Genomic DNA, 20,148 nt, shown 5'->3' on the forward strand with positions numbered 1-20,148 from the left:
CGTCACACTCCCATCACGTGGGCCGCGGCCCACAAGGCTATGGTGCACGCCACCAGGCTGATCGGCACAGTCAGGGCCCCAAGTCGGGTGAACTCGCCAAGGCCGGACTCGTGGTCGTGGTCGGCGACGATCCGCCGCCACAGCAGCGTCGCCAGCGACCCGACGTAGGTCAGGTTCGGGCCGATGTTGACGCCGATCAGCACCGTCAGCACCGGCAGCGGCCCTCCGTGGGCCACCAAGGGCAGCAGCACCAGTACCGCAGGCAGGTTGTTGACCAGGTTCGCCAGCACCGCGGCGATCAGCACCAGGAGCAGCAGGCTGGGCAGATCGGAACCGGTCGGCAGGAACGACCGCAGCGCGTCGGCCATCCCGTGCGCGACGACGGCCTGCACCACGACCGCGAGGCCGAGCACGAACAGCAGGAACCAGGGGTTGGCGGCCTTGACGAGGCCGAGCGCCAGAGGACCGGGCGCCGCCTGGCGTCGGATCAGCCGCTTGACCGCGATGGCGAGCACTCCGGCGAACGCCGCCCAGAACGGCTCGATGCCCAGAGGCGAACTGACAGCGAACCCGACAAGCGTCAGGCAGAGCACGATCAGCGCGAACCGCGGCATCCTCGCGTCGTCGACGACCTCGCGCGGCACCCCGCGCACGCTCAGGTCGGAGGCGAAAAAGAAGCGGAACACGACGTACTCGACCGCGATCGCCACCAGCCACGGACCCGCCATCAGCCCCGCGAACGTCAGGAAGCTCACCCCGGACGCGCCGAGCGCCAGCAGGTTCGTCAGGTTCGACACGGGCAGCAACAGCGACGCCGAGTTGGACAGGTGCGCCGCGGCGTAGACCTGCGGGCGCGGTCGCACCCCTGCCCTCGACGTGGTCACGAAGATCACCGGGGTCAGCAGCACCACGGTCGCGTCGAGGCTAAGCACCGCGGTCGTCAGCGACGCGACGACGAACACCAGGCCCAGCAGCACCACGGGTCGGCCCCTGGCCCTGCGCGCCATCCACTGCCCGGCGGCGGCGAACATGCCCTCCGCCTCACACAGCCAACTCAGCATCAGGACGCCGGCCAGGAACGCGACGGTCGGGGCCATCGCGACGACGTGCTCCCACGCCGTCGACCACCCCACGATGCCGAAGAGGCAGAGCGCGAGCGCGGCCGGGGCGGCGGCAACCGCCTCGGGGAGGCCGCGAGGCCTCGCGATCGCGAACGCCAGGACCCCGACCAACACGACGATGGACAGGGCCTCGGCCACTGAGCCGGGCACGCCGCAAGGCTAGCTGTAGCCTGATCTGCATGGCATCAGCTGAAGGAAATCTGGACTGGCAACCGCTGACGGCGCGCCCCGAACTGGTGGCGGCTCCGGTCGCCGCGGCGGCCGAGACGGTGCCAGGCGCGCGGGTCGCCGCGATCGACGCGACGCTTGCCGACACTGCCGCGTTCTGCGAGGCCTATGACGTCGCCCCGGAGGCGTCGGCCAACTGCGTCGTCGTGTTCGGGCGCCGCGGCGAGGACAGCGTCCACGCCGCCGTCATGGTGCTCGCCACCGACAGGGCCGACGTCAACAAGACCGTCCGCAAGGCGCTCGGGATGCGCAAACTGTCGTTCGCCGACCAGGCGACCGCCGAGGAACTCACCGGCATGACCCAGGGCGGCATCACCCCGGTCGGGCTGCCCGCGGACTGGCCGATCCTCGTCGACGAGGCGGTCGCCAGCGCAGGCCCCGTCGTGATCGGCGGAGGCGTGCGCGGCTCGAAGCTGTTGGTCGACGGCGCCGACCTCGGACGGCTGCCCAACGCGCAGGTGCTGCGCCTCACGATCGGGGCGGAAGCGTGAGCACCGTGTGGCGCGACGACCTGCTGAACCAGCTCGTCTGGCACTGGGACAACCAGTTGCGTCCACGCCTCGACGGCCTGAGTGACGACGAGTACTTCTGGCGGCCGGTGCCCGACGCGTGGACGGTGCGCGGCATCGACGAGGGCCGCGACGGGGTACTCGGCCTCGGGCCGGGCGTGATCGAGTTCGAGATCCCCGTCCCCGATCCGGAGCCGGTCACCACGATCGCGTGGCGGATGGGACACATCATCGCCGGGGTGTTCGGCGAGCGGAACGCCCGCTACTTCGGCGGGCCAGCGATGAACCACCACGAATACTCGTACCCGCTCAGCGCCGCCGAGGCCCTGGCCGACCTCGACGCGGGGCACGCGAGGTGGCGCGCTGGCGTCGAGTCGCTGACGGACGAGGATCTGCGCCTCAACTGCCGCGAGCCGGGCTTCGAGAGCGACTCGATGGCGGCGATGGTGATCCACATCCACCGCGAGGTCCTCCACCACGGCGCCGAGATCGCGCTTCTGCGCGACCTGTACCTGCGCCGCGACCAGTTGGGCCGCTAGGCGGCCCTCCCGTCAGCCGCGCGTGGGCTGGGGTGCGGACTTGAGCATGTTTGGTTGCTCGTTGCGCGACACGCCGGGTTTGAACGATCAGGATCCGAAACGAGTTACCAAACATGCTCAACGAGCCGCCCGCGCCGCGCCCAGCCGTCCACCCGAGCGGCACCTGTCCGGCTTGGCTCCCCGCGCGCCCTGGCTCCTGCCCACCGCGTTTCGGCCTCAGCCCAGAATCAGGTCTTGTCCGAAGCCGGATGGGCGTGCAGTGTTGACCCATGAGCGAAGACAAGGATGCGCTGGACTTCGACCTCGAGGACGGAAACCCCGACGGCCTGGAGTCACTTGACGCCGAGCAGATCGCCGAGGAGAGCCACCCCTACGGCATCGTCACGGCCGAGGACCTCGGCAGCGACGAACTCATCGACGACGGTGCCGATCCGGCCTTCTGGGTTCCCGACGACCCGAACCTGCCCACCGACGCGGCATTGCGCCCGCACGAGGCGCGCAACGACACCGGTGAGGGGGAGACGATCGACGAGTACCTCGCGCAGGAGGAGCCCGACCCGAACGCGACGTTCGACTACTCCTACAGCGAGGACGACGAGTACGCCGACGCCGAACTCGAGGCTGGCGACGTCGCGGAGGCCGACGACGAGGGCTACTGATCCTCACGCGTGCCCCCACCGCGTGGACGGCGGTCTGGTCGTCGGCTGTGAAGCCCGTTCCCTGACCGGGTCGAGGCCTTCGACGTAGAGGACGCGTCTGCCGGCCGTGGTCGTCGACGGCGTGGGTTTCGGACCTCTCGACACGGGCGCAGGCGCCCTGCTCGGGGAGCGGTGGGTCGGTCGTTGGCTGAGCTTGTCGAAGCCTCCGATTCTGTGGTCACAGATCTGGCTACGCCAGCGTTGGACGGTTTGTGGTGCCGGAGCTCTCGACACGGGCGCTGGCGCCCTGCTCGGGGAGCGGTGTGGCGGTCGTTGGCTGAGCTTGTCGAAGCCTCCGATTCTGTGGTCGCCGTCTGGCTCTTCTGTGATGGACCCCTCGACACGGGCGCAGGCGCCCTGCTCGGGGAACGATGCTTGGCCCTGCTCAGTGATCGGTACCGGAGCCTCCGACTCCGTTGTCGCCGTCTGGCTTCTCTGTGACGGTGTTGGTGTCGGACCCCTCGACACGGGCGCAGGCGCCCTGCTCGGGGAACGATGCTTGGCCCTGCTCAGTGATCGGTACCGGAGCCTCCGACTCCGTTGTCGCCGTCTGGCTTCTCTCTGACGGTGTTGGTTGCGGACCCCTCGACACGGGCGCAGGCGCCCTGCTCGGGGAACGATGCGGTGCCCTGCTCGGGGAACGATGCGGTGCCTGCTCGGGGAACGATGTGGTGCCCTGCTCCTGGAACGGTGCGGGGCCCTGCCTCGGGAGCGAGCCGGGAGAGCGCCGGTTCGTCCTTACGGGACCGGGTATGTATGGTCCGGCCTATGACCGCGCCGCACGACCTCAGCTCGCCCACCGACGACGCCGCCGTCGGGCTCAACGTGATCCTCGTCGACGACGACAACAACGTCCTCGGCACCGCGCCGAAGCTGAGCGTCCACACCGACGCGACCCCGCTGCACCGCGCCTTCTCGTGCCACGTCCGCAACTCCGACGGGCTCTGGCTGATGTCGCGCCGGGCCATCACCAAGCTCACCTGGCCAGGCGTCTGGACCAACGCGTTCTGCGGCCACCCCGACCTCGGCGAGGATCCGACCGACGCGATCGTCCGGCACGGGCGCGCCGAACTGGGCATCGACGTCGACGCCTCCGCCCTGCGGTTGGCCCTGCCCGAGTTCCGGTACCGCGCCGTCGACGACTCCGGCGTCGTCGAGAACGAGATCTGCCCCGTCTGGCTGCTCGACGCCGACCTCGCGCCCAGCCCGCGCGCCGACGAGGTCGCCGCCTTCGACTGGGTCGGCACCGAGGCTCTCGACCGGATCGTCGACGACGCCCCGTTCCTGATCAGCCCATGGGCGGTGCTGCAGTGGCGGCAACTCAGGACGCTCGGCCTCACTCGGTAGTGGCGGACGGACCAGGGAACGGCGGCCCGGCTCAGGGAAGCGACCCGAACTCAGAGACCAGCTCCCAGGTCCAGGCATCAGTTCACCGGCCCGGGAACTGGGCGGCGGCCCCCGGTCGGCATCGACAACGATCGGGTCCCGGTCGAGCGCCATCCCGGCGCGGATGCGGAACCTGCACACCTCCCGCGGACGGGTTCCGAGCGGGCCTTCAGCGCGAGTAGCCTGGCGAGCGTGATCGTCCAAGTGACAGTGCGGTGAGCCTCGCCGACCGGCTACGCGGCCTGTTCGCGGACGTCCGGCCGCTCAGGGAGGCGCACTTCCGGCGCCTCTGGGTCGCCAACATCGTCACCGTGATCGGCGCCCAACTGACGGTTGTCGCCGTCCCCGCCCAGATCTACGCCATCACCGAATCCTCCGGCATGGTCGGCCTGACGGGCATCTTCGGGCTCGTCCCCCTCATCGTGTTCGGGCTCTGGGGCGGAGCCCTCGCCGACCACGTCGACCGCCGACGCCTCCTCGAGATCACCACCATCGGCCTGGTGGTCACCTCCGGCCTGTTCTGGCTCCAGGCGTTCCTGGGCTTGAACAACGTGTGGCTGCTGCTCGGCCTCTTCTCGCTGCAGCAGGCCTTCTTCGCCGTCAATCAGCCGACCCGGGTCGCGATCCTGCCCAAGCTGATCCCGCTGCAACAACTGCCCGCCGCCAACGCCCTCAACATGACGGTGATGTCGGCCGGTGCGATCGCCGGGCCGCTCGTCGGCGGCGCGCTGATCCCGGTGCTCGGCTACTCCTGGCTCTACCTGATCGACACCGTCACCCTGCTCGCGACGCTGTACGCCGTCTACCGCCTTCCCCCGCTGCCAGTCGAGTCGCGCTCGGGATCGCCGGGGCTGCGCTCGGTCATCGACGGCCTGCGCTACCTCGCGGGCCACAAGGTCCTGCTGCTCAGCTTCCTGGTCGACCTGATCGCCATGATCTTCGGCATGTCCAGGGCGCTGTACCCCGAGATCGCCCACATCGCCTTCGGCGGTCCGGAGGAGGGAGGGCTCGAGTTCGCGCTGCTGTTCGCCGCGATGCCCGCCGGTGCGGTGCTCGGCGGCGTGTTCAGCGGCTGGGTCTCCCACGTCCGACGGCAGGGGATCGCCGTGCTGCTTGCCATCTCCGCCTGGGGAGCGGCGATGGCACTGTTCGGGCTGTTCGTAGGGTTCGCCCCGCTGGCAAGCCGGCTGATGCTCGGCGCCGCGCTCGGCATGCTGGTGGTCGGCGGGGCGGCCGACATGATCTCGGCCTCGTTCCGCCAGACGATCCTGCTCAGCGCCGCCGACGACGACGTGCGCGGCAGGCTCCAGGGCGTGTTCATCGTCGTGGTCGCGGGAGGGCCGCGGGTCGCCGACGTGCTGCACGGCGCCGCGTCGGAGGTCGTCGGACCCGCGTGGGCGTCCGGTGGCGGCGGCCTGCTGGTGTTGGTCGGGCTCGCGGTCGTCGCGCTCGCGTTCCCCGCGTTCCGCCGCTACCGGGCCTGACGCATCGCGGGCGACGGGTAAACCGGGAACACCCGTCGACCCTCGAGCCAGCCGGTCAGCCGCGCCGCCTCGTCCTCCAGCGCATCGCGCGCGGACGTCGGGACCTGCTCCAGCAGTCGAACCTCGACGCGCCCCGTGTCGTCCTGCACCCACACCCCGACGACCCGACCGTCCACCCACGCCGTGGTGCCCGCGTTGCCGACCGAGTCGAACAGCAGCGGAGCGTGCCGCCCCAGCAGGAAGTCCCTGTCGCGCCAGCCCATGATCGCCGGGTCGAGCACCGGGAGCAGCGCGACCCACGGCCCAGGATCGTCCACCGGTCCGGCGTCGTCGCGCAGCAGCCACCCGGTCGCGCCGGAGGCCAGCCGAACCTCGACGGCATCCACGTCGCTCAACGCCGTCCGGACGGCGCCCTTGGTCGCGCCCAGCCACCACGCGACGTCCTCGACGGTCCCTGGCCCGTGCTGCGCGAGCCACCGGCGCACCAGTTCCGCGTAGCCCGACCGCTCATCGAGCGGGGCGACCTCGCCGAGTCGTCGCCGCATGGTCGTCCACGTCGGGCGGCTGATCCGCCAGTCGGGATGTTCGCCGCAGCGCACGACGCGACCCTGCATGGCGGCCAGCAGCACCACCCTTGGTGCCAATTGCACCATCGAGGCCCACTTCGTCCCGGCGCCCTGCGGGTAGCGGCCGTCGGCGGCGGGCACCCGCTCCCGGATCTCGGCCGCGGTCAAGGGCGCCGACGACTCCAGCGCGGCCTCGACGGCGTCGACGGCCCGCTCGACCCACCGCTCCGGGTCCGTCTTGCCCGCGGCTGCGGCACCCTTGATCAGTTCGTTGCGCGCCCGCGATGCCATTCGGGTGCAGATGCTTCCGAGGGCTGCGGGCAGCAGGTCGCGCGGCAGGCCGAACAGTGTTCGACGCATCGACACCTGGCGCACCAGGTCGCCCCGGTCGAACGCCGCGACCATGTCTTCGGCGGCGAGGTCGTCGGTGCGCGAGAGGGCGGAGAGGAAGACGCTGGCGGGCTCGGTGCTGTGCAGCGCGACGGTTGCCCGGGACGCGGCGACGGCGTCGGCCGCGCGATGGGAGGGCGCCAGCGCCTGTCTGATGCCGAGCCGGGCTCGGCGTTCGTCGTCGCTGACCTGTCGGGGGAGCGCCATCCTCAGTCGAGCTCGGCCCGACGCAGCGTCACGAGCCGCTCGACCACCTCGTCGGAGAGCGGCGAGGTGGCCTGGAACCGGATGGTGCCCTTGGAGTGGTCGACGCCCTCCAGCAGGTCCTCGGCGGCGGAGACCACCTTGCCGCTGAACGGGTAGACGCCGAAGTGCTGACGGGTGCGCATCACCGACAAGAGGCCCTTTCCCTTGTACGTGAGCGCTGGCATCCCGTAGCCGGTGCCCTGCTCGGCCTCCGGCACCGTCAGCCGGGCCACCTCGTAGGCGCGGGCGATGATCGCCGCGTCCGCGGGGTCGAGCGTGGCGAGGTAGTCGTCGATCGTTCCCATGGCGGCGATCCTGCCACCAACCGGCGCGCCCGATCCGGATTTCAGGGCAGTTCGAGGCGCAGCGCCGCCGTCGCCGCGATCCGGATCAGCCGGTCGCGCACGTCGTGGCGCGACTGCCACGACCGCTCGTCCCACACCTCACCCGTCAGGTCATCGCCCCCGTACAGCACCTGGGCGAGACGCACGCCGCGGAACCGGGCCACGGCGGCCACCGACGCGGCCTCCATCTCGACGGTGACGCAACCCTCCTCGGTTCGCCGCCGGATCCGCTCGGGCGTCTCGCGGTAGATGCCATCCGTGGTCCAGGTGCGACCCTCCGAGAAGGGCACGCCCAGGTCGGTGAGCGTGTCTCGAAGCACCGTGACAGCGTGCACGTCCGAGTCGACGACCCGCGACGGCGGCAGGTAGTGATGCGACGCGCCCTCGTCACGCAGCGCGGAGGTGACGAGCACCAGGCCGCCGACCGGCAGGGGCCGCAACACACCCGCCCCGCCGCACGCCGCGAACGAGCGGCACCCGAGCGCGATCAGTTCCTCGAGGGCGGCCGCGGACGGAGCCCCGCCGACGGGCATCGGGGCGAGCGCGACGGGTCGGCCCTCGTGCTCGATCTCGTAGACGGGACGCGGGCCGTCCTCCCACTGCAGTTGCAGGATCCGGCGCCCGAAGGTGTCGGCGACCGCGCGCTCTGCCGCGTCCCGGAACCAGGTCAGCACGCAGGCCCTCGGCATGTCGTCGCGAGGCGAGATGAGCGCCGTCGGCTCGATGAGGGCGGACGGGTTCGGGTCGTACTCGAACAGCGGAATGTCGGCCGGATCGGACATGCCTCGAAGCTAGCACCGGCCACCGGGAGGCGCTCCGCCCGGTGGGGTTACTCTGGGGATCAGGAGGCACAACGATGAGCACATCCAAGAAGCTTGAGAACCTGCCGAAGCCTGCGAAAGTCCTGCTCGGCGTCGGAGGACTCGCCGACGCGGGCCTGCGCGCTTACGCGCTGATGGACATCGCCCGGCGCGACCAGGAGGACGTGAACGGACCGAAGGAACTGTGGGTCGGCGGCCTCGCGCTGGTCAACTCGCTCGGCATCCTGCCGCTTGTCTACCTCAAGTGGGGCCGCAAGAACTGACGTTGGGCACTGAGCCCTGGCGGTCTGGGCGTGTCGGTTCGACGGTCCTGAGCGGGTCGAAGGGCTGACTGTCTCTCTGTGACCCGCAACGAATGGGCATGGCGCGCCCGGATCACGGGGCGGGTCAACCGTCCGTCACGGGGTCTCGAACCGGCCGAGCGCGACGCCGTCCAGGCTCCACCGCTCGATTCCCGTGGTCAGGGAGCAACTCAGCACCGACCCTCCGGTGAACGCGACGGCGCCCGTCCCCTCAGCCGACTCGACGAGGACGCCCTCGTCGGCCCCGGGGGCCGAGATGAAGAAACCGGGGTGGTCGAGGTCGACGTAGGCCAGGCGCGACTCGGCGTCGAGGGCCACCGAGGTGGCGCGCCGCGACGTCCTGATCTCCCGGACGTTCTCCCCGGACGACGTGAGCACGACGATCCGATTGCCCGACTTCTTCAGCACCGCCGCCCGGAATGCGTCACCGATGCCGGAGACCACCAGGTAGGCGTCGTCGTCCAGGACCCGCCTCGACTGCCCCGACCGCTGCACCTCCACCACGCCACCTGGCCAGCCGCTGACCAGGGCGGTGTCGGCGCCGACCAGCGCGACCGACGTCGGCGTCCCCTCAAGCGCGATCGGATCCTCGACGGTGCACGAGTCCAGCCGCATCCAGCGGGCCGTCTGATCGGCCCCGATGCTCACGACGACGCCATCCCTGGCGGCAAGGCCAGCGATGCTGACGTCAGGCATGCCAGCGACCGTCGCCGCGGAATGCCCGGTGACCAGATGGCGCGGGTTGGTCCCATCCACCCCGACGATGCCGACGGCGCCACCCGACGAGAAGACCAGCGTCTCCTGGCCGGCGAAGGACAGGTTCGCGCCCCACGCACCCTCGATGCGCTGGACGATCCGTCCGTCGGAGGTGTCCCACACCGTCAAGGCTGCCCTGCCTCCGAACGGGCTAAGCGAGGCCGCGAAGCGGTCGTCCGGCGAGACCGCGAGGCTGCCTGCCACCCGGACCTGACCCTCCGGGACGTCCGGCGCGACGGTGCGTCCGGTAGGAAGCCCGGCGAGGCAGCCCTGCCCCGCCGTCGAGGGGGGCCCGGACGGCTTATCCGGAGCGGTCAGCGCGCAGCCACCGAGCCCGAGGGCGCCGGTGGCGACCAGGACCAGGCGCCTCGGGATCATGGGATGGTGACCCCAGCCTTCTTCGCGTACTCACGCAACTTCTCCTCGGACAACGCGTTGAGGAACTCGCGACCGGACGCCCGCGCATCGCGTTCGACCGGCTGAGCGGCGTACCTGTCCCACGGATCCCCGACGTATCCACCGGGGGCGAGGTTCTTCTCCCACCGCTCGACCACCTCGCGCGGCACGTTGTGCTCGTCGAAGGGGTGCTTCTTGACGCCCGCGTCGATCATCATCTGCTCGATCCAGCCGGGCTTGTAGTTCTTGTCTGCGACGAGGTGGTTCTGGTAGCCGTGCCGGATCTCGTGGGCGACGGTGTGCAGCAGTCGCGGATCGCTCAGTGCTGGCTCGTGCAGGGCGAGGGTCGGGGGTTTCGTGTTCTGATCCCAGTAGCCGTTGGGCACACTGCCGTCCGGCCTGGTCAGGTCGCCGATCTTCACATTGACCGGCACATCCATGCCGTACTCACGGGCCAGGTCGTCGGCCATCTGCTGGACGATCTTGGCGCGGTCGGCGTCGGAGAGGGCACTCCACATGTCGCCGACCTGCTCATCGAAACGGCCGCGGTCGTCGGGTCCGCTCGACTGGCCGGTGCCGAAGTCGACGCCCCTGTAGGCGGCGACGATCGCGGCGATGGCCCGCCGCTCCGCCGACTGCAGCGAGGACCTCGCGCGGAGCAACTGGGCTGCCTTCAACGCCGCGCCGTTGGGCAGCACCGAGACCGCCTTCACGTACAACTCGGTGGCTGTTGCCGTCAGTTGCATGGTCGCGACACAACTGGACACCGCCGTCGCCGCCTGCTCGTGCGCGCGGCTGAACGCCGTGGCGCCGCCGTGGAACTCGTTGAGCAGACCTGCGCCGCTTGAGGGGCCCCGCATGAACGCGGAGAAGGCATCGATGGCCGGCCCGTGGTTGGTCTCCATCGTGTCCCAGACGGCGAGGGTGACCTTCGTCATGGCGTCCTCAGCGCTCGACGCGACCGACCGCCAGGTGCCGCTGTGTCCGCTGAGCGTCCCGCTCGGGGTCGTCGGAGGGTGCACCCCGGTGGCGCCGTATACCCAGCTCACCAGTTACCGTCCCAGCCCTTGAGGAAGGCCTCGATGTCGGCCGTCGCCTTCGCCTCGACCGCCCGGTACTGCGCGGCGCAGGTGCGCATCTTGACCGCCTCGGCCTTGAGCGCCGTGGCACAGTCTGCTGCCTTCCTCGCACCGGCGGTGACGAGTGGGCCGATGACCCCCGAGAGGGCGGCATCGACGGGGTGCCGGTGCTGGCCTGCGTGGCGGTGGTCGCCGAGGTGGCCGCCGTCGTGAAGGCCGCGGCCTGGGCGTCGACCACACCGGCCTGCGCGTCCCAGGTGGACGGCGTGAACTTGACGTCTGTCATCTCTCCTCCAGCAGGGCTCTGGCACGGGCCTCGAGTTCGGCGATGGTCTCTGCGGTGTTCTCGTGGCCGAAGTCGGCCAGGTGGCGCAACGCGGCCGCGTTCGCGTCCGTCAAGGCGGCGTTGACCGCCGCGACGATCGCGTCAAGGACCTCGCTGCTGCGTTCGCGCGTGAAGAGTTCGGGTGCCACCGACACCGACACGAGTTCTCCGGGCACCGCGCGGGCGATCACGCGCTCATCAAGGGCCGTCCCTTGCGCCTCATCCGACCAGTTCAAACCACACCTCCCGATCGTTTGCCGTTTCGTGCACGTCGAACGTGCGCTCGCCGCGCTCGTAGACGCTCTGTCTGGTGGACCGGAGCCCGAGCGCCACCAGTGCGTCGTACTCGTCGCCGACGCGAAGCACGGGCCAGGGCGAGTCCTCGTCGCCGTCGCCGAATGCCGTGATGAGCCGGATGGCCGCCTCCGTGAGGGTTGCCTCGAAGCGCGCCTCCTCGTCCCGGCCGAGCGCGCGGAAGCAGTGGGACGCGAGCAGGTGCATCACCGGGCTCATCAGGGAGGCGGGCAGCGTCGCGGTGATCGCGTCGAGCGCCTCCTGGTGTCGGCCGGCCTCGATCAGCGGGTCGACGACCTGCACCCAACTGGCCGCGGGATCGAACCCCGGAACACTGCGGATGTCGGAGCGCAGTGCGGCTGCGTTGGTCGCGGTCGGCTCGGAGACGAACAGCCGCAAGCTCTCTGGTAAGGCCACAGGGGGAGCCTCTCATGCGGGCGGGGACTGGTCGTTCAGCCCCGCGGTGCCGGCAATGCTAGCCGTCCGTGAGGCCACCGGGACAAGGGTGCGCCAGAGGCAGGAGGCGGTCGGTGGACCGCGCGGCCGGTCGGCCCACGCTGTGTCAGAATCCGGGCATCGACGCCTAAGGAGTCACCGATGTCCATCCTTGCCCCACTTGTCGCAGCCCTCGCAGACGGGTCCGTGGAGGTCGTCGACCTCACCAGCCCGCTCGGACCCGACACCGTGATCCTCGAACTGCCAGCCCCGTTCGCCAACACCAAGGCCCTTTCCACCTCGCCCGTGTCGAACTTCGACGACGCCGGCCCCGCCTGGGCCTGGAACGACCTGTCGCTCGGCGAGCACGCGGGCACCCACCTCGACGCGCCGACGCACTGGATCACCGGCCGTGACGGCGTCTCGGTCGACCGGATCGACCCGGCCCGGCTCGTCGGCCCCGTCATCGTGATCGACAAGACCGCCGAGGTCGCGGCAGACGCCGACCTTGCGCTCACGCCGGCCGACTTCGAGGCCTGGATCGCCGAGCACGGCGAACTGCCCGACGGCTGCTGGGTGCTGTTCCGCACCGGATGGGCCGCCCGCTCCGGCAGCAAGGAGAGCTTCCTCAACGCCGACGACAACGGCCCCCATACACCCGGCATCACGCCCGAAGGCGCCAAGTGGCTCGCTGACAACCCCCGGGTCGTCGGGTACGGCGTCGAGACCGTCGGCATCGACTCGGGCCAGGCGGGCGGCTTCGAACCGCCGTTCCCGGCCCATCACTTCCTGCTCGGCGCGGACACCTATGGCCTCACGTCGCTGCGGAACCTCGAGAGCCTCCCGCTGACCGGCGCGACCATCGTCGTGGCTCCGCTGCCCATCGTGAACGGCACCGGGTCGCCGACGCGCGTCCTCGCGCTCGTCGAGCGGTGAACGTCGCCGAGGTCGTCGGAACCACCCTCGCCAAGCTGGGCGTGGGGCACGTCTTCGGGGTCGTCGGCTCCGGCAACTTCGCCATGGTGCGCGCCATGCGCGACTCCGGCATGCCCTACACCGCGGCCCGACACGAGGGCGGCGCGGCGAGCATGGCGGACGCCTACTCCCGCACCGCTGGACGGGTGGCGGTCGTCACCACGCACCAGGGCTGCGGCTTCACCAACGCTCTGACGGGCGTGACGGAGGCGGCCAAGTCCCGCACCCCACTGATCGTGCTGACCGCCGACGCGCCCCCCGCCGCCCGGTTCAACAACTTCCGCATCGACCAGGACGCCGCCGCCCGCGCGCTGGGCGCCGTCGCGGAGCGCGTCTACTCGCCCTCCACCGCCGCCGCCGACACCGAGCGGGCCTGGACGACCGCCGTCCGGGATCGGCGCACCGTCGTCCTCAGCGTCCCCATCGACCTCCTCGAACTCCCCACCCCTTCACCGACCATGGGGTCCCTCGGGGATGGCGGCCATCGCGACGACCCGCGCGCCACCAGGCCCGATCCGGCCAGCGCCCAGGCGCTGGCCGACCTGCTGGCCAGCGCAGAGAGACCCGTGCTGATCGCGGGACGGGGAGCCCGCGAGGCAGGCGCCGCCATCTCCCGGCTGGCTCGCTCGTGCGGGGCGCTGCTGGCGACAAGCGCCGTCGTCAAGGGCCTCTTCCGTGGCGACGCGGACGGCCGCCCCCCGCAGCACGACGGCGCCGACCTCGGCAACTCCGGCGGCTTCGCCACCCCCCTCGCCGCAGAACTGATCGCCGACGCGGACGTGGTGGTCGGCTTCGGCTGCGCGCTCAACAACTGGACCACGCGCCACGGGCGCCTGCTCGGGCCGGAGGCGAGGCTCGCCCAGGTCGACCTCGACCCGCTCGCCATCGGGGCCCACCGCCCTGTCGACCTCGGCGTGGTCGGCGACAGCGCGCTCGTGGCCGACGACGTCGCGGCGCTGCTGCCCGGGTCGAGGGTCGGCTACCGCACCGAGGAGGTGCTCGCCAGGATCTCCGGGGAGGGGCGGTGGCGCGACGTCGGCTTCACGCCGCTCGACGAGGACGGCCGGATCGACCCCCGCACCGTCACGATCGCGCTCGACGATGCCCTGCCCGCCGAGCGGGTGGTCGCCGTCGACAGCGGCAACTTCATGGGCTACCCCAGCCAGTTCCTCGACGTGCCCGATGTCGCAGGCTTCTGCTTCACGCAGGCGTTCCAGTCGATCGGGCTGGGGTTGGCCACCGCGATCGGCGCCGCGGTCGCCCGGCCCGACCGCATCCCGGTGCTCGGCACCGGAGACGGCGGCTTCCACATGGCGATCGCCGACCTGGAGACGGCGGTGCGGCTCCGCCTCCCGCTGGTGGTCCTCGTCTACCACGACGCCAGTTACTCGGCCGAGGTGCACCACTTCCGCTCCTCGGACGACGCGGTCGCCTTCCCCGACACCGACCTGGCGGCCGTCGCCCGCGGCTTCGGGGCCGATGGCATCACGGTCCGGTCGGTCGGCGATCTCGCCGCGATGACGGAGGCCGTCAGGGCCTGCGTCGAGCGCCCGTCGGGCGAGGCCCGTCCGCTGGTGATCGACGCCAAGATCGCCTCCGACGGTGGGAGTTGGTGGCTGGCCGAGGCCTTCCGGTCGCACTGAACGGCGTTCGGTCGGTGCCTGAGCGGGTGGCCGACGTAGTCGCGCCTCGTGTCGAAGGGTCCGAGTCTCGCTGGGTGTTCGGACGTCTCGACAGGCTCGACGAACGATCGGACAGGCTCGACGAACAGTGGCCGTTCCCTGAGCAGGGTGGCCGACGTAGTCGCGCCTCGTGTCGAAGGGTCCGAGTCTCGCTCGGTGTTCGGACGTCTCGACAGGCTCGACGAACGATCGGACAGGCTCGACGAACGGGGCAGCCGTTCCCTGAGCAGGGTGGCCGACGTAGTCGCGCCTCATGTCGAAGGGTCCGGGTCTCGCTGGGTGTTCGGACGTCTCGACAGGCTCGACGAACGATGCGCTCGCCGGTCGGTGCCCAAGGGACCCTGACCGTGGCGGACCAGTCCTCAACCTTGACGCAGACCTTCTTCGACCTGGGAGCAGACATCACCATCACGGCCCCAGCCTGAGCCGACCTGGCGGACGAGGTTCGGGCTGGTTAGGCGACATTCAGGTCCTCGGTGAACCGGCCCACGACGTAGGGTCGGGACGCATGGAAGCCACCGCTGCCCCCGAACGGCGGTTCTGGCCGCGCTCCGAGACGGTGCGCGCCCTGCTCTCCTCCGGCTCTGGCGTCGTGCTCGGGGTAGCGGGGGGCCTGCTGCTGGCGCAAGCCATCGGCTTGGGCGCGGGGCCGAGACTCATCCTCGTCCTCTGCCTGATGGCGACGACGTTCTCCCTCTGCCACGGCGTCGCCACCTACTTCACGTTCCGCGGACTGCGCGGGGATGAGCTCAACTCGGCCATGTGTGAGTCGGTCTCGCCGCACAAGAGCCGCCTCACGACGTTCCTGGTGGGCGCAGACGGACCGGTCTGGTCGGTGTCGATCGCCCTGGTCGCCATGTTCGCGGTGCTGTTCGTGTTGACGGTCCCCGACCTGGAGGTTCCACCCGTCGTGCTTGCGGTCACGATCGTCATGGTCATCGCGTCCTGGCTCGACGTCGCCATCACCTACGCCGCCTACTACGCGCGACTCGATCGGCTCCGCACCGCGCTGATCTTCCCCGACCACCATGCGCGCAGCTTCTCCGACTATCTCTACCTCGCCTTCGCGGTCCAGGCCACGTTCGGCACGACCGACGTCTCGACCGCCCGAACCTACATGCGTCGCGCCCTGACCGGCCACGCCCTGCTCGCCTTCGTCTTCAACACCGTGATCGTGGCGATCCTGGTGTCGCTGCTGGTCGGCGGGGCACAGGGGTAACGGCCGGGCGACCTCGGCGCGCGGCCCCTGCCGACCCCGCGCAGTTCGCTCAACCCCTTGACAAGGGCCGGGTTGACTGGAATTGTCTACCCCAACCCACCTGGAAACGATTCCAAAGGTCATCGCGGACCACTCTTGGAAACGTTTCCAACAGATCGACGAAGAGGCCGACATGTCCAACCGCGCGACACTACATGAAGTGGCGAGGCTCGCAGGAGTCTCGCTCGCCTCCACGTCGCGCGCGCTGCACGGCTCCGGCGCGAGCCCGGCGATGATAGAGAAGGTGCAGACGGCCGCCGACGAACTCGGCTACCGGCCCAACGCCGCGGGCCGCTCCCTGCGGATGAAGCGGACGTTCCAGATCGAGTTCGCCGTCGCGGACATCGGCAACCCCGTCTACGTCGAGATGATGACGGCCATCCACGCGGTGCTCGCCCCGCACGGCTACCGCACGGTCGTCTCAAGCATGGGCGACCAGGCCGACTCGGCGATCTCGGTGTTGCGGGCCCTCGACGACGGGCACGTGGACGGCGTCATCATCTCCCCGCTGCGCGTCAACGACGAGTTCGTCGAGTTGGTGCGCTCCGCGGAGGTGCCGATCGTCGCCATCGGCCGGTCCCTGCTCGACCACGGCATCGACTCCGTCTCCACCGACTCGGCGATGGGCATCGGGATCGCCGTGGCGCACCTCACCCAGCAGGGGAGGCGCCGCATCGCCTTCCTCAACGGCCCCACCGACACCACCCCCGGCGAGCATCGGCAGCGCGGCTTCGACGCCGCCGTCAGCGACCCGTCCTTCGCGGGCGAGAGCCTCGGCACCGAGGTGGCGGACGACTTCACCGTCTCGGCGGGGGTCCGCGCGGCGCACCACCTCCTCGACCGGATCGACGGCCCCGTCGACGCCATCGTCGCCGCCAACGACCTGCTTGCGATCGGCGTGCTGCGCGCAGCGCGGGAGCGGGGCCTGAGCGTCCCCGATGACCTCGCCGTCACGGGCATGGACGACACCGAGATCGGGCGCGCCGTCCTGCCGAGCCTCACCAGCGTCTCCCTCGGGACGGCCGAACGTGGCCGGGTCGCGGCCGAGCTGATGCTGGCCCGGCTCTCCGAATCGCAACAAGCCCCCCAACTCTCGACCATCGGCCCCGAGCTGATGGTCCGGGAGTCGAGTGTGAGGAGCACCCGTTGACTACCGCCACGGTGACGAGCAGGCGCAGAAGGGTGTCGGGACTCGAGAAGTCCCGTCGCCGTGAAGCCGCCGTGCTCGTCCTGCCTTCCCTGATCCCCATCCTCGTCCTGAGCGTCGCCCCGCTGGTGATGGGCATCGCCCTCGCCTTCACCGACGCCCGCCTCGTCCGCAGGCCCAAGTACGAGTTCGTCGGCGTCGACAACTTCATCGACCTGTTCAGCAACGCGATGTTCTGGCAGTCGTTCCGCATCGGCATGGTGTGGGCGGTCTCCGTGACGCTGCTGCAGTTGCTCTTCGCGCTCGGCCTGGCGCTGCTGCTCAACTCCGATCTGAAGTTCCAGGGCCTGACCCGCGTGCTCGCGCTGATCCCCTGGGCGATGCCGCCCGTGGTGGTTGCGATCATGTGGCAGATGATCTACGCCCCGAACGGGCCCCTCAACGGCGTGCTCGGCGCGTTCGGGCTCTCGGGCGAGACGAACTGGCTCGCGAACTTCTCGACGGCGCTGCCCGCGGTCGTGCTGGTGGGCGTCTGGGTCGGCATGCCGCAGACCACCGTCACGCTGCTCGCCGGGCTGCAGCAGATCCCGGATGAACTCAACGAGGCCGCCTCCGTCGACGGCGCCAACGCTTGGCAGCGCTTCCGGTCGGTCACCTGGCCCAGCCTGCGACCGATCGTGACCTCCATCACCAGCCTGAACTTCATCTGGAACTTCAACTCGTTCTCGCTGGTCTACGTCCTCACCGAGGGCGGCCCCGGCGGCAAGACCATGCTGCCGATGCTGTTCACCTACCTGGAGGCGTTCAAGAACCGCAACATCGGCTACGCCGCCGCGATGGGCGTCGTGCTCGTCGTCGTGGTCGTCGCGCTGCTCGCCGTGTACCTGTGGGCCCAGTTCCGCCAGGACGATGACGGAAGGAAGGTCAAGTGATGCGACGCCTCACCCGCCCCGCGCAGTACCTTGCGCTGCTCGCCTACATCGTCTTCCTCGGGTTCCCGCTGTTGTGGCTGATCTCGGCCTCGTTCAAGTCGTCCGCCGAGCTCAACTCGCTGTCGATCAGCCTGATCCCGCGCAACTTCACGTTCGACAACTACCCGCTGGCGCTCGAGCGTCAGGGCCTGGTCTCCTCGGCGTTCAACTCGCTTGCCGTGGCGCTCGGATCGACGCTGCTCGTCATCCTGATCTCGATCCCCGCCGCCTACGTGCTCGCCAGGATCAAGGGCAAGATCCGCGCCGTCGGCGTCGGCTGGATCCTGGTCAGTCAGGTCTTCCCCGTCATCCTGATCATCCTCCCGCTGTTCCTGATCCTGCGGACGCTCAACCTGACCGACAGCCTCATCGGCCTGACGCTGGTGCACACCACCTACACGCTCCCGTTCGCGCTGTGGATGCTGCAGGGCTACGTCGCGGGCATCCCCGTCGACCTGGAGGAGGCGGGCTCCGTCGACGGAGCGGGTCGCCTGCAGGTGCTCGCCCGGATCATCTTCCCGCTCCTGGTTCCGGGCATCGTCGCGACCGCGATGTTCTCCTTCGTGTCGAGTTGGAACGAGTTCTTCTTCGCACTCGTCCTGCTGCAGTCGCCGGAGAACTACACCCTGCCAATCACGCTGAAGATGTTCATCGGCGGCGAGGGCAAGGTCGCGCTCGGCCCGCTCGCGGCCGGCTCGGTGCTCGCGGCGATCCCCAGCATCGTCTTCTTCTCGATCATGCAACGAAAGCTCACCCGCGGCCTGATGGCAGGCGCGGTCAAGGGCTGACCCCACCCCTCAAACCCGAACACTCACCATCACTTAACGACTAGGAAGGTCCCCATCATGATGAGAAGAGGCGCAACCCTTGCCGCGGGCTTCGCGGCCCTGGCCCTGGCCTTGACGGCCTGTGGCGGCGCGGCCGACGAGCCGTCCGCCAAGCCGACCGACGCAGGTGCGACCAGCGACGCCCAGCCTGCGGAGAAGGTCGACCTGAAGTTCCAGTCCCTCTCCGACCAGCCGGCCACCATCGAGGTGACCAAGCAGATCGTCGACAAGTGGAACACCGACAACCCCAACATCCAGGTCGAGATCGTCCCGGCGGGTTGGGACGGCATCTACGACAAGCTGATCGCGCAGTTCAACGGCGGCGCGGCCCCCGACATCATCCACTACGAGGCCGCCAGCATCGTGCCCTTCGCGCGTGACGGCTACCTGGCCGACCTGGGCGAGCACATGTCGGAGGAGCGGAAGAAGGACATCCCCGAGGGCATCCTCAAGTCGGTCACCGTCGACGACCAGATCGTCGCCTACCCGACCGAACTGCAGTCCTACATGGTCTTCGCCAACACCAAGTTGCTGAAGGATGCGGGCGTCGAGGTCCCCACCGGCGAGACCATGACGTGGGACCAGTTGCGCGAGATGTCCAAGAAGGCCACCGCCAACGGGGTCTCCGGCATCGGCTGGGGCCTCGCCTCGCCGACCGCCGCCTTCATGGCGATGGGCCCCGGCTTCGACGGCACCTTCTTCGAGGGAACCGGGACGGACGCCAAGATCAACGTCGGCGACAACGAACTGGCGATCCCCGAACTCGTCCACGAGATGGCCTACACCGACAAGTCCCTGCTGCCCGTCACCCTGACCCAGTCCGGCGGCAAGACGCTTCCCTACTTCTACGATGGCAAGATCGCCATGACGATCCAGGGCTCGTACCAGGCGGCCAACATCGCCAAGGACGCACCTGAGGGCTTCGAGTGGACCGTTCTTCCGCCGCTCGAGGGCACCGCGGGCGCCAACCAGGCCGCCAACCCGCAGACCCTCTCCGTCAACGTCGACTCCGAGCACGTCAAGGAGTCGGTGCAGTTCATCGAGTACTTCACCAACACGGAGAACCTGGCGGCGGTCAACAAGGCAGACGCGCTGATCCCCGCCACCACCTCGGCCCAGGAGGCCCTCGCCAAGGAGATGGAGGGTGAGACCGGCTGGGACAACATCCTGAAGTCCGGCTCGCACATGACGGATGCGCCGTACCTGTTCGCCGACGCGTACGCGCAGTGGAAGGACACCGTCGCGACGCCCGCCTTCCAGCGCTACCTGGCAAACGAGATCGACAAGGCAGGTCTCCAGAAGGCGCTGACCGATGGTTGGGACCAGGTCAACCGCTAACCCACCATGGGGCGGTCGCCCTCGGGCGACC

Annotated in this window: 21 protein-coding genes; 13 read left to right on the plus strand and 8 right to left on the minus strand. The window is 69.9% G+C overall.

All coding sequences use genetic code 11. The features are described 5' to 3' along the window. Positions 1-2 precede the first annotated feature (2 nt). Positions 3-1,271 carry an SLC13 family permease gene (locus BW730_RS15630; protein WP_077687078.1) on the minus strand — a complete coding sequence of 423 codons (1,269 nt, stop codon included), beginning with the start codon at positions 1,269-1,271 and terminating at the stop codon, positions 3-5. A gap of 29 nt (positions 1,272-1,300) precedes the next feature. On the opposite strand from BW730_RS15630, the gene BW730_RS15635 reads away from it, so the two are divergent. From BW730_RS15635 to BW730_RS15655, 5 genes are all read left to right on the plus strand, one after another. Beyond that, positions 1,301-1,840 carry a YbaK/EbsC family protein gene (locus BW730_RS15635; protein WP_077687079.1) on the plus strand — a complete coding sequence of 180 codons (540 nt, stop codon included), beginning with the start codon at positions 1,301-1,303 and terminating at the stop codon, positions 1,838-1,840. Continuing rightward, a complete protein-coding gene (locus BW730_RS15640; RefSeq protein WP_226996856.1) occupies positions 1,837-2,397 on the plus strand; it encodes a DinB family protein in 561 nt (186 codons plus the stop codon). Before BW730_RS15635 ends, BW730_RS15640 begins: the two co-directional genes overlap by 4 nt. 269 nt (positions 2,398-2,666) lie before the next feature. Further along, positions 2,667-3,056: a hypothetical protein gene (locus BW730_RS15645; RefSeq protein WP_077687080.1), complete on the plus strand. Its 390-nt coding sequence runs from the start codon at positions 2,667-2,669 to the stop codon at positions 3,054-3,056. Between the two features lie 807 nt (positions 3,057-3,863). Next, positions 3,864-4,442 (plus strand): isopentenyl-diphosphate Delta-isomerase, encoded by a 579-nt coding sequence (idi, locus tag BW730_RS15650; protein ID WP_077687081.1) that lies wholly within the window; start codon positions 3,864-3,866, stop codon positions 4,440-4,442. 254 nt (positions 4,443-4,696) lie between these two features. Further along, positions 4,697-5,965, plus strand: coding sequence for an MFS transporter (locus BW730_RS15655; RefSeq protein WP_077687082.1), 1,269 nt, complete (start codon positions 4,697-4,699; stop codon positions 5,963-5,965). Here the strand turns inward: BW730_RS15655 and BW730_RS15660 are convergent. From BW730_RS15660 to BW730_RS15670, 3 genes are read right to left on the minus strand one after another with little or no spacing between them, the layout of a single operon-like run. Continuing rightward, positions 5,953-7,128, minus strand: a complete 1,176-nt coding sequence (locus BW730_RS15660; RefSeq protein WP_077687083.1) for a winged helix DNA-binding domain-containing protein — start codon at positions 7,126-7,128, stop codon at positions 5,953-5,955. The genes BW730_RS15655 and BW730_RS15660 overlap by 13 nt on opposite strands. Positions 7,129-7,130: 2 nt before the next feature. Beyond that, entirely contained in the window at positions 7,131-7,472 is a 342-nt protein-coding gene (locus BW730_RS15665) for an iron chaperone (RefSeq protein WP_077687084.1), read from the minus strand. 41 nt (positions 7,473-7,513) lie between these two features. Next, positions 7,514-8,293, minus strand: a complete 780-nt coding sequence (locus tag BW730_RS15670) for a nucleoside phosphorylase (RefSeq protein ID WP_077687085.1) — start codon at positions 8,291-8,293, stop codon at positions 7,514-7,516. A 74-nt stretch (positions 8,294-8,367) separates the two neighbouring features. Here BW730_RS15670 and BW730_RS15675 point away from each other — a divergent pair, with 74 nt between their 5' ends. Beyond that, positions 8,368-8,595, plus strand: coding sequence for a hypothetical protein (locus BW730_RS15675; protein ID WP_077687086.1), 228 nt, complete (start codon positions 8,368-8,370; stop codon positions 8,593-8,595). A gap of 135 nt (positions 8,596-8,730) precedes the next feature. Here the strand turns inward: BW730_RS15675 and BW730_RS15680 are convergent, their stop codons facing one another. The 4 genes from BW730_RS15680 to BW730_RS15695 form a co-directional block, all read right to left on the minus strand. After that, complete coding sequence (locus BW730_RS15680; RefSeq protein WP_077687087.1) at positions 8,731-9,768, minus strand: WD40 repeat domain-containing protein; 1,038 nt, start codon at positions 9,766-9,768, stop codon at positions 8,731-8,733. Beyond that, positions 9,765-10,835, minus strand: a complete 1,071-nt coding sequence (locus tag BW730_RS15685; protein WP_145952921.1) for a hypothetical protein — start codon at positions 10,833-10,835, stop codon at positions 9,765-9,767. The genes BW730_RS15680 and BW730_RS15685 overlap by 4 nt, the downstream gene beginning before the upstream one ends. A gap of 312 nt (positions 10,836-11,147) precedes the next feature. Continuing rightward, entirely contained in the window at positions 11,148-11,381 is a 234-nt protein-coding gene (locus BW730_RS15690) for a hypothetical protein (RefSeq protein ID WP_077687089.1), read from the minus strand. Between the two features lie 28 nt (positions 11,382-11,409). Beyond that, positions 11,410-11,901, minus strand: coding sequence for a DUF4919 domain-containing protein (locus BW730_RS15695; protein WP_145952922.1), 492 nt, complete (start codon positions 11,899-11,901; stop codon positions 11,410-11,412). A 180-nt stretch (positions 11,902-12,081) separates the two neighbouring features. Here BW730_RS15695 and BW730_RS15700 point away from each other — a divergent pair, with 180 nt between their 5' ends. The 7 genes from BW730_RS15700 to BW730_RS15730 all read left to right on the plus strand — a co-directional run bounded on the left by BW730_RS15700 (position 12,082) and on the right by BW730_RS15730 (position 20,117). Beyond that, a complete protein-coding gene (locus tag BW730_RS15700; protein ID WP_077687091.1) occupies positions 12,082-12,855 on the plus strand; it encodes a cyclase family protein in 774 nt (257 codons plus the stop codon). Continuing rightward, on the plus strand, positions 12,852-14,537 hold the full coding sequence (locus tag BW730_RS15705; RefSeq protein ID WP_077687092.1) for a thiamine pyrophosphate-binding protein: 1,686 nt from the start codon (positions 12,852-12,854) through the stop codon (positions 14,535-14,537). The genes BW730_RS15700 and BW730_RS15705 overlap by 4 nt, the downstream gene beginning before the upstream one ends. Before the next feature lie 547 nt (positions 14,538-15,084). Continuing rightward, positions 15,085-15,795 carry a DUF1345 domain-containing protein gene (locus BW730_RS15710; RefSeq protein ID WP_158522695.1) on the plus strand — a complete coding sequence of 237 codons (711 nt, stop codon included), beginning with the start codon at positions 15,085-15,087 and terminating at the stop codon, positions 15,793-15,795. 199 nt (positions 15,796-15,994) lie between these two features. After that, positions 15,995-16,984 (plus strand): LacI family DNA-binding transcriptional regulator, encoded by a 990-nt coding sequence (locus tag BW730_RS15715; protein ID WP_237267969.1) that lies wholly within the window; start codon positions 15,995-15,997, stop codon positions 16,982-16,984. Beyond that, positions 16,981-17,913: a carbohydrate ABC transporter permease gene (locus BW730_RS15720; RefSeq protein WP_077687095.1), complete on the plus strand. Its 933-nt coding sequence runs from the start codon at positions 16,981-16,983 to the stop codon at positions 17,911-17,913. The genes BW730_RS15715 and BW730_RS15720 overlap by 4 nt, the downstream gene beginning before the upstream one ends. Next, positions 17,913-18,740, plus strand: coding sequence for a carbohydrate ABC transporter permease (locus tag BW730_RS15725; RefSeq protein ID WP_077687693.1), 828 nt, complete (start codon positions 17,913-17,915; stop codon positions 18,738-18,740). The genes BW730_RS15720 and BW730_RS15725 overlap by 1 nt, the downstream gene beginning before the upstream one ends. Positions 18,741-18,797: 57 nt before the next feature. Next, complete coding sequence (locus BW730_RS15730; RefSeq protein WP_077687096.1) at positions 18,798-20,117, plus strand: ABC transporter substrate-binding protein; 1,320 nt, start codon at positions 18,798-18,800, stop codon at positions 20,115-20,117. The last annotated feature ends 31 nt before the right edge of the window (positions 20,118-20,148 follow it).

Source organism: Tessaracoccus aquimaris (assembly GCF_001997345.1).
GTDB lineage: Bacteria > Actinomycetota > Actinomycetes > Propionibacteriales > Propionibacteriaceae > Arachnia > Arachnia aquimaris.